Origin of the sequence: Pseudoalteromonas lipolytica (assembly GCF_001306915.1) — a bacterium.
In the GTDB taxonomy this organism is placed as follows: Bacteria; Pseudomonadota; Gammaproteobacteria; order Enterobacterales; family Alteromonadaceae; genus Pseudoalteromonas; species Pseudoalteromonas simplex.
In genome coordinates this window covers 315,026-327,009 of record NZ_LJTC01000004.1, presented here as the reverse complement: position 1 = coordinate 327,009, position 11,984 = coordinate 315,026, and the positions used below count along the sequence as shown (strand labels likewise).

Below are 11,984 nucleotides of genomic sequence, written 5' to 3'. Positions count from 1 at the left end.
CGCTGCTCATTCAGATGATTATATAAAAGAGATATTAAATATTTATAACACTATCGCAACAAAAATGACAGCGCTGACATATTTCTTTTAAATACCGTAGGTGTGAAATTTATTTCGCATGATGAGTTTGGATTAGCCGTCAGCTTTCAGCTATCAGTTTTGAGCGAACGGTGTTGAATGTAAGACGCGCCAAGCAAGCGTGACGCCTACGAGGTGCAGGGTATTGTAGGCGTGAAATTTATTTCGCGCGAAAATATATTCACAAAGAGAAGTGAATGAGAAGAAAATGAGGAAGTAATAATAATGCTTTTTTGTTTTCTTCTAAGCGAAGTGCCCTCTTACCCTCATTGTGATAATTTGGTTTCTCTGTGTAGCGCGCAGCGCCTCTGTGTTCTCTGTGGTTCAATATGTCTTTGCACAAAGAGGAGTAAATGAGAAGAGAATGAGGGAACCTCAATATTACTTCTCTTAAGCGAAGCGCCCTCTTATCCTCTTTGTGAATAGAAGTAGTTTTAATGCAAAACATGACGCCTACATTCTTCTATAGGCGTCACATTTATTTATCGCAAAAACATTACTCACCCACAACGGTCACGCGGCTGGTTTGCTGTGCGTTTAAGCGGGTGCGTAGCGCAACTTTTGTATTGTTATCAACCTTCACAGGCTCGGCATAAGTTTGCCAGCTTTGGCCGTTGTCTAGACTGTATTCAATGCTCAAATAAGCAAATGCGCTGTTGGCATACAACTTACCATTTTCAATCACACCGCCAGGTACTGGTAAATGCAGATTGATGCCATCTTTAGCTAGTTTCTCAAGCTCTTTTAAACCGACTGCACTTGAGAACTCAGCCCAGTCTTTTGCTTGTTTTTTAATATCGACACTTTCGCCTTCCCAATCGGCTTTATGCCAAGCACGCTCTGCCACTGACAAAATACGCGGGAAGATCATTGCTAATACTTGCTCTTCAGTACGGATTGTTTCTGACCATACCTGTCCTTGCATACCCAGAATGTTCTCTGGCTTTTCAAGTTTAGGTAACGGGCGGCCCACCAACGCTTCTAAATTAACAATTGGCTCACGAGTGCGGGTGTAATCAGCATTGGCATACACGTCATCAGGCATATAGTTAAAGGCCTTTTTAGTATCTGTGTAACGAGTTGCCCAGTAATAACCGCGCTCTTCAGGGCTTGCTTCGTATGGGTGGTCAAAGTACAAATGCGTACCGTGTGATAACACCACTTGGTAACCGGCATTTGCTAGGCGGTATGCTCTATCGGCAACGCCCCATTCCCAAATGTTATCCCAAGTATTAACGGTAAAGGTTTTATTAGGGAACTCATCACGTTTAAACGAATTTTCGCGGTCATACATGATGCCATCTTCCCAAATACCCGGAGAAATACCGCGTTTTTCAAGTAAGGTAGCAACACGTTGTGTGAAATAAGGTTTTAAATCAGCCGGGCCAGCTACACCGTTATTAGGATCAGCAAATAACGCCTGACAGATTGGCGAGCCTATCCACGAACCAGCACCAACTTCATCACCACCAATATGCAAGTTCTTTAACTGCACACCTGCTTCGCGGTACATCTGCTGAAGTTCATAAGTTACTTTATCTAAAAATGCGTAGGTAGAGTCCATACACACATTCATTGAGTTATCTTTGTAGTTTTGTACCGTCATGTACACAGAGGTATCTTTAGGATCGGTAAGCAAGTATTGCGTTGCTGGTCCCATATCTATGTGTTGAATTTCTTTGTTTGCAGAGCGCGTTTTAATGTTGTTTTTAGCGGCTTTCTCAGCTTCTTCTAACATGTTGTGATAACGCGCTTCCATCGCTTTGATTGAGGCACGCGCATGGCCTGGCCCTTCAACTTCAGGGATGATTTGAATGTGGCGGTCTTTCGCAAACTTTAATAGCTCAACAAACTCATCACGTTTCAAATAACCGTTGCCAGAGCCTGATTTAAATGGCCCTGTGCCAAGCTGAGTTAATAAGCACTCGCGCTCTTCTAAATCAAAGCAGCGATAGCCGCCAACGTCGGTAAGCTCTGGTAGACCTGGGATCTCAAGTCGCCAACCTTCATCTTCTGAAAAGTGCCAGTGTAGCTTATTCATTTTATAGCGAGCCATTTGCTCAACCAGCTTGAACATTGCTTCTTTGCCATGATAGTTACGACCATTATCGTAATGCATACCACGCCAACCATAGCGCGGTGAGTCTTCAAGTTCTAACTGCGGTAAGCTGGCACTGCCTTGGCTATTTGCAGGAATGAGGTTTAATAAGCTTTGCATCGCATAAAACACACCGGCGTTATCGCTACCTACAATGGTGATCACTTCATCATCAATCTCTAGAGTGTAGCTTTCAGCTTTTGCATTATTGAGTTTAGGGTCAACTTTTAAGCGTATTACTTTGTCTTTGCCGACATTGATATGATCAGGCTGTGCTTTAAGGCTAATGCCATAGTCATCTTGTAAGTCTTGCATAAACACCATAACTTCGTGCTTAAGCTGGCCTTGATAACTGATTTGCCAATTATTGTTTAGCGTCGCACTGCCACGGTTAAAATCGACTTTACGAGGCTTCGGAATAATACGCTTTAAGGCATCGTCTTTACTGATCGACACCTTATCAGTGCTATTACGCTCGAAGCGTACTTTTGCCGTTGCTAAAACCGATAAATCTTTTGGCTCATTGTAACGGCGTAACTGATTCTCACGGGTAAATGGCGTCACAAACTGTTTAAAGTCTTCTGTGTCGGTATTAGCAAATACGGCTGGTTTATTCTTACCTGAAACAAAAAATGCCCGTGGCATAAAGTCACTGTAAGCAACAATCCACACTTGCGCATCAAACGGTAGCTCTAAGCTTTCACCTGCAGCTAAACCTTTAAATGAGCTCGTTGGTACGATGCGGTGCAAGTCACCATTAACGTGTTCAATATTCAGGCCTGCGACATGCTCGGTTGAGATTTTACGAACAGAGTGAATATATAGCTGCCAGTCGCTCTCGCCTGCAGGTAACGCGACATCAGAGCCATTATTGAGGGTAATTTTTCCTAAAAAGCCCGCATCTTTATTACGAAAGTTATCTTCTACCGAAAACAACAGTTCGGTACCTTTCGCAAACTGATCAACTTGTGATTGAGTTAATGCTGCACTAGCCATTAAAGGCGCAGTCGCTAGCATTACCGCGAATAGTGACTTCTTAAAATCCATTACTTTCTCCTCGTTTAAGCCCTGAGTGTACGGTATTTCTGCGTACTATTTTTCATTTTTGTTAATAATTCGTTCCTATCATATAAAAACTAAAATGACAGCGCTATCATTTTGTGAAAAATAAAGGCGAGGAGTTTGAAGCTTTAAGCCATAAGCTGTAAGTTTGAAGCCGAATTGTGTTGTTTGTTAGTAAGGCGTAAATCCATCGAAAGGGTGTTGAATGTAAGACGCGCCAAGCAAGCGTGACGCCTACGTGGTAGGAGGCGTTTTAACGCCGAATAGATCTGACCTATTCACGGCTAAAGCCGTTCCTACGAGGTGCGAGGTATTGTAGGCGTGAAATTTTTTTCACGCGCACTTATAGCTTATCGCTCAAACCTTAACACAAAGATACTTCTCTTCTAGGTACTCATCTAACCCTTGGTGGCCGCCTTCTCGGCCTAAACCAGACTGTTTAACACCGCCAAATGGCGCTACGGGGTTTGAGATAAGGCCTTCGTTAATACCTATCATGCCGTATTCAAGTGCTTCGCTTACGCGATAAACTTGCTTTATGTTTTCACTATAAAAATACGCAGCTAAACCATAAGGTACGTCGTTAGCTAGCTGAAGTACTTCTTGTTCATCATCAAAAGCGATAATGCTGACTACAGGACCAAACACTTCATCATGATAGATATCCATCTCTGGGGTCACATCGGTTAAAATTAATGGCGCTTGAAAACTGCCTTCAAGCTCACTGTTGTCACCGATTAACGACGCCCCTTTATCAACTGCATCTTGCACAAGCGTTTGAACTTTCTCTTTTGCTTTAGGGTAAATTAATGGGCCGATATCTACCCCGTCATCAAGTCCATTGCCTACCTTTAACTCAGCCACTTTGTCTGTGAGTTTTTCGAGCACCGTTTCGAGCACTGAGCGCTGAACAAAAATTCGGTTAGCGGCAACACAGGTTTGTCCTGCGTTTCTAAATTTAGCCCCCATAAGGCCAGCAACGGCTTCATCTAAATCGGCATTATCGAAAATAATGAACGGGGCATTACCGCCAAGTTCCATAGACGTTTGTTTAATTGTTGAAGCGCACTGCGATAGTAACTGCTTACCTACACCGGTTGAGCCTGTGAATGTGAACTTACGCACACGCTGAGACTCGGTCATGATCTCACCCACCATTTTGGCGTTTTCAGAGACCACTACGTTCAGCGCACCTTTTACAAACCCTGCTTTATCAGCAAGGTAGGCTAAGGCAATAGCGCATAATGGCGTATGTTCCGAAGGTTTAATTACAAAACTACAACCCGCGGCATAAGCTGGTGCCACTTTACGGGTGATCATGGCAATCGGGAAATTCCAAGGGGTAATACCAGCCACCACACCAATGGGCTGCTTGATCGTTGTTAAACGATGTTTGCTATCAGTAGCAGGAATTGTGTCGCCGTAACTACGCTTTGCCTCTTCACTAAACCATTTAATAAAGCCTGCACCGTATTCCACTTCGCCCAAGGCTTCTTTTAAAGGCTTACCCTGCTCTTTAGTCATTAACTCAGCAAGCTGTTGCTTGTGCTCAATAACCAACTCATACCAACGGCGCAGCGTTTCACTACGTTCGGTTGCAGTTGTTTGCTTTAGCTTACTAAATGCCTCGTCAGCACTTTTTAAAGCCTGCTCAACCCCAGCTTCATCAATATCAGAGACCTGAGTAATCACCTCTGCGGTTGCGGGGTTATCTACACTAAAACGCTGGCTCGTAGAGTAAAAGTCACCGTCGATAAACGAATCAGAAAAAACCAAATCAGACATAGAACCTCCAAAATCAGCTATCAGCTCTAAAAACAAAAAACCGCTGTAGAGACCAAGCAACTACAGCGGTTTTTACGAAATCAAAGCCGTTAAAAATTAATGCTCTTCATTAACGATATTGAGATTATACTTTGGAATTTCAACCACTAAATCTTCATCTTTGATCACCGCTTGGCAACCAAGGCGTGACTCAGGCTCAAGACCCCATGCTTTATCTAGCATATCGTCTTCAAGCTCATCGCTCTCATCTAAAGAGTCAAAGCCTTCACGAATGATTAAGTGGCATGTTGTACATGCACATGATTTTTCACAAGCATGTGGAATGCTAATACCATTTTTTAGTGCAACATCTAATACAGTTTCACCTGTAGGAGCTTCAATAGCAGCGCCTTCTGGGCATAACTCTTCGTGTGGAAGAAAAATAATTTGTGGCATACCTTACCTCGTTAAACTTCGTCTACTGACTGCCCTTGCAGCGCTTTTTTGATTGATGCATCCATTCTGCGAGCAGCAAATTCGCTACTTGCATTGTCTACAGCTTCAATCGCTGCTTTAATTTCTGCAGGTGTTGTTGCACTTTCGCGTACGGCAACAAGTTTAGCAATTTCTGCTTTTAACGCACCTAATTCTTGTTCGTCAAGTAATGCACTGTCGGTTGCCAGTGATGCTTCAAGTGCTTCAACAACACGTAACGCTTCAACTTGCTGCTCTTTAAGCATACGCGCTTGCATGTCGTCTTTAGCGTTAGTCATTGACTCTTTAAGCATGTTTGCAACTTGGTCGTCCGATAAACCAAACGATGGTTTGACCTGAATTTCAGCTTGCACACCCGTTGATTTTTCCATTGCCGATACACTTAATAGGCCATCAGCATCTACTTTAAAGGTTACGCGAATATGCGCAGCACCGGCTGCCATGGCCGGAATACCTTTTAAGCTGAACTTAGCCAATGAACGACAATCGTCAACTAGCTCACGCTCACCTTGTAATACATGCAGTGACATAGCAGTTTGACCATCTTTGAAAGTAGTAAACTCTTGTGCACGTGCAACAGGGATCGTGGTGTTACGTGGAATAATTTTTTCAACCAAGCCACCCATGGTTTCAAGACCTAGCGACAGTGGCAATACGTCTAATAGCAACATGTCTGAATCTGGCTTATTGCCAACCAATACATCTGCTTGCAGTGCTGCACCGAGTGCAACTACGCGATCTGGGTCGATAGAAGTCAGTGGCTCTTTATCAAAAAATGCAGCAACTTGAGAGCGTACAATTGGCATACGAGTCGAGCCGCCAACCATTACAACTTGTAGTACTTCTTCGTTCTCGATACCCGCATCTTTAACCGCACGACGGCAAGAACGTAGCGTTTTCTTCACAAGGCTAAGAGCAAGCTCATCAAACGTTTCGCGGGTTACTTCAACTTTGTGGCTTTGCCCGTCAAACTCTAAACCTACATTCACAGTTTGGTATTGGCTTAGTGCTTCTTTGCACGCTTTTGCTTTATTGATGAATAAACGCAATACCGATGCAGAAAGCTCGCTCACACCCGTTTGTTTTTTAAAGTATTCAACTAATAGCGAGTCAAAATCGTCACCACCAAGGCTTGAGTCACCGCCAGTCGCAAGCACTTCGAATACACCTTGGTGTAAACGTAAAATAGAAATATCGAAGGTACCGCCACCTAAATCGTATACGGCGATAATGCCTTCTTGGCCTGAATCAAGGCCATAAGCAACAGCCGCAGCCGTTGGCTCGTTTAATAAACGTAATACCTTAATACCAGCAAGCTCGGCGGCATCTTTAGTGCTTTGACGCTGAGCATCATCAAAATAAGCTGGCACTGTAATAACCGCGCCTAAGATGTCTTGACCTGCAAAGCTGTCTTCTGCGCGCAGTTTTAATGCTTTTAAAATTTCACTCGATGCAGTAACAGGGCTAATTGCACCTGCAACTGTGCTGATTGCTAATGAGCCATCATGCTCACAAAATTCGTACGGTAGTTGACCATAGCTTTTTTCGATTTCAGCCTGAGTTTTACCTAAAAAACGCTTAACCGAGATTAATGTGTTTGCAGGGTCTTGAGTAGCGGCTGCAGCCGCTCGCTCACCAACCACAATGCTATCTGCTTGGTATTGAACAACCGATGGTAGCATCGCATTGCCTGCTAAATCAGTCAGTGTGCGCGCTTCGCCGCTTTGCACTGTTGCAACTAACGAGTTAGTTGTACCAAGGTCAATACCGACTGCTAATTTGTGCTCATGTGGTGCCGCGCTCTGCCCCGGCTCAGCAATTTGCAATAATGCCATAATGCTCTTTTTAAACTCTTAAATAGCTGTTGTGTAACAACTAACGATTAATCATCAAATAAACTGTCTTCAATACGCTCTAGTTCATCGCGTAACTTATAAACAAACTTCAATTTACGAATATTGTCAGCGGCAGCTTGCCATTGTTGCTCATCATTACTTGCTAGCTGAGCGGCTAATTCGCTGCTGTATTGCTTATCGAGTTGTTTAATTTGCGCTTCAAACTGGGCAATTGCTGCATCAGGATCTGCGGCATTTTCAAGTTCTTCTAATTCTTCACGCAGCTCCATTTGCTGCATTAAGAATAGCGGGTCTTGTAATGTTTGTTGCTCGGCGCGAATATCAACACCAAGCTCGCTTAGCATGTACTCAGCACGTTTTACCGGGTGTTTTAAAGTTTGTAATGCATCATTGATTTCTGCTGCATTTTGCACAGCAAGTAATTTGTCACGGCTGCTAGAGCTTGCGTGGCGATCAGGGTGAACTGCGCGTTGCAGCTCAAGGTAGTGTTTATTAATAGTCGCTAAATCAATGTTGTAATCTACTGGAATTGCAAATAACTCAAAGTAACGCATTACATAATCCAACTCGGTAAACAGGAAAGAACAAAGCCCTACATAGGCAGGGCTTCAAGCAAAGAAAGTTTTATAAGCTTAAACGGTGAAGCTTTCGCCGCAACCACACTCATCGGCTTGGTTCGGGTTGTTAAACTTAAACCCTTCGTTCAAACCTTCTTTGGTGTAATCAAGCTCAGTACCATCAATATAGACTAAGCTTTTGGCATCAACGATCACTTTCACACCACGGCTTTCAAAAATTTCGTCGCCGTCTGCTAACTCATCAACAAATTCAAGAACATAAGCAAGACCTGAACAGCCCGTCGTTTTAATGCCAACGCGTAGGCCAATGCCTTTGCCGCGATTTGCTAAAAATGATTCTACGCGGTTTGCTGCCGCATCTGTCAATGTCACTGCCATGAATTTATCTCTTACTTCGCTTGTTTGCTTTTGTAGTCAGCAATTGCTGCTTGAATCGCGTCTTCTGCTAAAATTGAACAGTGAATTTTCACTGGCGGTAATTCAAGCTCAGCACTGATATCAGTGTTTTTGATTGTTGCAGCTTCATCTAATGTTTTGCCTTTTACCCACTCAGTTACAAGTGAAGAAGAAGCAATTGCGCTACCACAACCATATGTTTTGAATTTTGCATCTTCAATTACACCTTCTGGTGATACTTTGATTTGCAATTTCATTACGTCACCACATGCTGGTGCACCCACCATACCTGTTGCAACTGACGGATCATTTTTGTCTAAAGCACCCACGTTGCGTGGATTTTCAACATGATCGATTACTTTATCACTATAAGCCATAATACTATCCTCACTACCTGCTAGCGGCGGCGATCACTGATTAGTGATGCGCCCACTCAACTGAATCTAAATCAATACCTTCTTGATGCATTTCCCATAGAGGAGACATCTCACGTAAACGGCCGATCGAGTTTTTGATTAGTTCAACGGTGTAATCAATCTCTTCTTCAGTCGTAAAGCGGCCAATGCTGAAACGAATTGAGCTGTGTGCCAACTCGTCATTACGGCCTAATGCACGTAGTACATAAGAAGGCTCTAAGCTTGCTGAGGTACAGGCAGAACCTGATGAAACAGCAATGTCTTTAACAGCCATTAATAACGACTCACCTTCAACAAAGTTGAAGCTGATATTTACAATACCTGGAACTGAGTGACTTGGTTCACCATTGAAGTAAACTTCGTCCATATCAGCCATGATGCCATCGATCAGGCGCTTACGAAGTGCGCTGATGTGTGCATGGTCTTTTTCGAAATCTTCTTTAGCGATTCTAAATGCCGCACCCATACCAACTAATTGGTGAGTAGCTAGTGTGCCTGAACGCATACCACGCTCATGACCACCACCGTGCATTTGCGCTTCTAAACGTGCACGTGGCTTACGACGAACATAAAGTGCGCCGACACCTTTCGGGCCATATACTTTGTGGCCAGAAAACGACATGAAATCTACTTTTAACTGTTGCACGTCGATAAGTACTTTACCTGCGCTTTGTGCAGCATCTACGTGGAACATAATTTTGCGCTCACGGCACATTTCGCCGATTGTCGCGATATCTTGGATAACACCTAGCTCGTTATTTACGTGCATTACGCTCACAAGTACTGTGTCGTCACGCATTGCAGCTTCAAGCTTTTTAAGGTCAAGTAAACCGTTTTCTTCAACGTCCATATAGGTTACTTCGAAACCTTGACGCTCTAGTTCACGACACGTATCAAGCACTGCTTTGTGCTCTGTTTTAACCGTGATAACGTGCTTGCCTTTCTTTTTATAGAACTGCGCAGCGCCTTTAATTGCTAGGTTGTTTGATTCTGTAGCACCTGAAGTGAAAACAATTTCACGTGGGTCAGCGTTGATCAGATCAGCAATGTCTGTACGTGCTTGATCAACGGCTTCTTCTGCTTGCCAACCAAAACGGTGTGAGCGTGATGCAGGGTTACCAAAATTACCGTCCATAGTCAGGCATTGCATCATTTCTTTTGCCACACGTTCATCAACAGGCGTGGTTGCTGCGTAATCTAAATAAATCGGTAACTTCATTTCTCTCTCCGCTTTCGTCAAGCTACAGTTGACAGCTTACTTGAATGTTTTCCAGTTGCTTAATTGCATTGTTGATGCTGTTATCTTGGCGCGATGCGACTTCTTTCACATCTGACTTTTCCACCAATTCAGCAAGGGTAATACTATTTAAAAACTCTTCGATACGTGCGCTTAAGTCCGACCATAAGGTATGAGTCAAACAACGCATGCCGCTTTGGCAGCCACCCGTTGCATTGTGGCAACGTGTTGCATCAACAGACTCATCAACGGCGTTAATCACATCGCCGACAGAAATTTCGTTCGCTTCTCGACCTAGTAAATATCCGCCACCTGGGCCACGCACAGAGGTCACAAGGCCGTTTTTACGTAAACGGGCGAATAGTTGTTCAAGGTAAGATAACGAAATCTCTTGGCGTTCAGAAATATCGGCAAGAGGCACTGCACCCACATTTGTATGTAGTGCAACATCCAACATGGCGGTTACTGCGTATCTGCCTTTTGATGTTAACTTCATGGAGCCCCCGATGTTACTGCACGCTAAGGTGTGCAAATTTTAATTACCAGACCAAAATAGTCAAGTATTATCACTTGATAAAAATTGATACTTGCCATTGATAAAACCGAATACTTGACAAAAACAGTCAAGTACTGGGTACATTGTAATTACCTGAGTAATTTAGTCAAGTATTATACTTATAACCTGTGATTATTTAATAGACTTATTAATAGAGGTAAGAATACCGCGTAAAATGTTCATCTCAGCTTCTTCTGGACGTGCGCGGTTAAATAAGCGACGTAGTTTAGTCATCACCATGCCAGGGTGTTGCTTGATGATAAAACCTGTGTCGTTTAGCGTTTGCTCTAAGTGCTCGTAGAACAGCTCAGTTTGCTTTGCATTTGGATAGGTTGCTTCGTCTTCTTCTTGTGCTTTTGGCTGTTTGTTTAAATACGCCATACGTGTTTCATAACACAGCGTTTGCACGGCCATTGCTAGATTTAGTGAGCTGTATTCAGGGTTTGCAGGAATACATACGTGGTAGTTACATTGTTGTAGTTCTTCGTTCGTTAAACCACTATTTTCACGACCAAACACGAGTGCAACAGGACCCTGTTCAGCCTCAGCCACTAATTTTTCACCACATTCACGCGGCTCAACCATAGGCCAAGATAAAGTACGTGAGCGTGCGCTGGTACCAATTGTTAAGCCACAATCAGCAATCGCATCTGCCAGTGTATCAACAACCACTGTTTTACCTAAAACATCTGTTGCACCGGCTGCAAGCGCACTCGCATGACTGTCAATTTCACAAGCAGGATCAACAAGATATAAATTTGATAAGCCCATCGTTTTCATAGCACGTGCCGCTGAGCCAATATTACCAGAATGTGATGTGTTAACTAATACGATACGAATATCATCAAGTGTCATTGCGTTGTTACTTACTGAAAGTCAAAAATTGCGGGGATTATAACATAGCTATCAGCTATCAGCTATCAGCTATCAGCTATCAGCTATCAGCTATCAGCTATCAGCTATCAGCTATCAGCTATCAGCTATCAGCTATCAGCTTCGATCTTATGCATAAGAGATGTCAACATTTTTGATAGCTCTTCCGTTTCACTCACCCAAGCTCTACCTATGGCAGCATCAATATATTTAATCTCAATTCCGATATAAATTTGCGTTCGTGTTTCTGCTATGGACGATCTTGATATATCTAAAAAACGCACCCGTTCTTTTTTGCTGATTCTCACCATACCTTCTGCGATGTTACTCGGTATTGATAAACCAGAACGTGTGAGTTGATTGCGAAAACCAAAATCATTTAGATCTGTCGTTTCTTTGTAGATTTCAGCACTTAATCTTGCTGATCGCTTCCATACCTCTAATTTCTCAAAATTCATACTTGCATCCTTTTAAGTATAAAAACTTTATATAGGCACGAATTTTTCAGAATGCAAATTTCAAACTGACGGCTGACGGCTGACGGCTGACGGCTGACGGCTGACGGCTGACGGCTG

The 11,984-nt window shown here is 43.2% G+C and carries 11 protein-coding genes; all 11 read right to left on the bottom strand.

Going from position 1 to position 11,984, the window contains the following annotated elements; genetic code table 11:
• Window positions 1-574 precede the first annotated feature (574 nt).
• The 11 genes from AOG27_RS08085 to AOG27_RS08035 all read right to left on the bottom strand — a co-directional run bounded on the left by AOG27_RS08085 (window position 575) and on the right by AOG27_RS08035 (window position 11,867).
• Window positions 575-3,223, bottom strand: coding sequence for a family 20 glycosylhydrolase (locus AOG27_RS08085; protein WP_054552507.1), 2,649 nt, complete (start codon window positions 3,221-3,223; stop codon window positions 575-577).
• Window positions 3,224-3,595: 372 nt separating this feature from the next.
• Entirely contained in the window at window positions 3,596-5,023 is a 1,428-nt protein-coding gene (locus AOG27_RS08080; RefSeq protein WP_054552506.1) for an NAD-dependent succinate-semialdehyde dehydrogenase, read from the bottom strand.
• A 96-nt stretch (window positions 5,024-5,119) separates the two neighbouring features.
• Window positions 5,120-5,458: an ISC system 2Fe-2S type ferredoxin gene (gene fdx, locus AOG27_RS08075; RefSeq protein ID WP_054552505.1), complete on the bottom strand. Its 339-nt coding sequence runs from the start codon at window positions 5,456-5,458 to the stop codon at window positions 5,120-5,122.
• 11 nt (window positions 5,459-5,469) lie between these two features.
• Window positions 5,470-7,332, bottom strand: coding sequence for a Fe-S protein assembly chaperone HscA (gene hscA / locus AOG27_RS08070; protein ID WP_054552504.1), 1,863 nt, complete (start codon window positions 7,330-7,332; stop codon window positions 5,470-5,472).
• A gap of 47 nt (window positions 7,333-7,379) precedes the next feature.
• Window positions 7,380-7,907 carry a co-chaperone HscB gene (gene hscB, locus AOG27_RS08065; RefSeq protein WP_054552503.1) on the bottom strand — a complete coding sequence of 176 codons (528 nt, stop codon included), beginning with the start codon at window positions 7,905-7,907 and terminating at the stop codon, window positions 7,380-7,382.
• A gap of 78 nt (window positions 7,908-7,985) precedes the next feature.
• Window positions 7,986-8,309, bottom strand: coding sequence for an iron-sulfur cluster assembly protein IscA (gene iscA / locus AOG27_RS08060; protein ID WP_054552502.1), 324 nt, complete (start codon window positions 8,307-8,309; stop codon window positions 7,986-7,988).
• Window positions 8,310-8,320: 11 nt separating this feature from the next.
• Entirely contained in the window at window positions 8,321-8,704 is a 384-nt protein-coding gene (iscU, locus tag AOG27_RS08055; RefSeq protein WP_054552501.1) for a Fe-S cluster assembly scaffold IscU, read from the bottom strand.
• A gap of 40 nt (window positions 8,705-8,744) precedes the next feature.
• Complete coding sequence (locus AOG27_RS08050; RefSeq protein WP_054552500.1) at window positions 8,745-9,962, bottom strand: IscS subfamily cysteine desulfurase; 1,218 nt, start codon at window positions 9,960-9,962, stop codon at window positions 8,745-8,747.
• A gap of 22 nt (window positions 9,963-9,984) precedes the next feature.
• Window positions 9,985-10,476, bottom strand: coding sequence for a Fe-S cluster assembly transcriptional regulator IscR (gene iscR, locus AOG27_RS08045; protein WP_054552499.1), 492 nt, complete (start codon window positions 10,474-10,476; stop codon window positions 9,985-9,987).
• A 192-nt stretch (window positions 10,477-10,668) separates the two neighbouring features.
• Entirely contained in the window at window positions 10,669-11,391 is a 723-nt protein-coding gene (gene trmJ / locus AOG27_RS08040) for a tRNA (cytosine(32)/uridine(32)-2'-O)-methyltransferase TrmJ (protein WP_054552498.1), read from the bottom strand.
• Between the two features lie 128 nt (window positions 11,392-11,519).
• Window positions 11,520-11,867 carry a four helix bundle protein gene (locus AOG27_RS08035; protein ID WP_054552497.1) on the bottom strand — a complete coding sequence of 116 codons (348 nt, stop codon included), beginning with the start codon at window positions 11,865-11,867 and terminating at the stop codon, window positions 11,520-11,522.
• Window positions 11,868-11,984 lie beyond the last annotated feature (117 nt).

What these genes read in the sequence shown, in the direction of transcription:
- AOG27_RS08080 (WP_054552506.1), bottom strand. Translation starts at nt 5,023, where the DNA reads ATGTCTGATTTGGTTTTTTCTGATTCGTTTATCGACGGTGACTTTTAC.
- hscB (WP_054552503.1), bottom strand. Translation starts at nt 7,907, where the DNA reads ATGCGTTACTTTGAGTTATTTGCAATTCCAGTAGATTACAACATTGAT.
- iscA (WP_054552502.1), bottom strand. Translation starts at nt 8,309, where the DNA reads ATGGCAGTGACATTGACAGATGCGGCAGCAAACCGCGTAGAATCATTT.
- hscA (WP_054552504.1), bottom strand. Translation starts at nt 7,332, where the DNA reads ATGGCATTATTGCAAATTGCTGAGCCGGGGCAGAGCGCGGCACCACAT.
- iscR (WP_054552499.1), bottom strand. Translation starts at nt 10,476, where the DNA reads ATGAAGTTAACATCAAAAGGCAGATACGCAGTAACCGCCATGTTGGAT.
- AOG27_RS08085 (WP_054552507.1), bottom strand. Translation starts at nt 3,223, where the DNA reads ATGGATTTTAAGAAGTCACTATTCGCGGTAATGCTAGCGACTGCGCCT.
- iscU (WP_054552501.1), bottom strand. Translation starts at nt 8,704, where the DNA reads ATGGCTTATAGTGATAAAGTAATCGATCATGTTGAAAATCCACGCAAC.
- fdx (WP_054552505.1), bottom strand. Translation starts at nt 5,458, where the DNA reads ATGCCACAAATTATTTTTCTTCCACACGAAGAGTTATGCCCAGAAGGC.
- AOG27_RS08050 (WP_054552500.1), bottom strand. Translation starts at nt 9,962, where the DNA reads ATGAAGTTACCGATTTATTTAGATTACGCAGCAACCACGCCTGTTGAT.
- trmJ (WP_054552498.1), bottom strand. Translation starts at nt 11,391, where the DNA reads ATGACACTTGATGATATTCGTATCGTATTAGTTAACACATCACATTCT.
- AOG27_RS08035 (WP_054552497.1), bottom strand. Translation starts at nt 11,867, where the DNA reads ATGAATTTTGAGAAATTAGAGGTATGGAAGCGATCAGCAAGATTAAGT.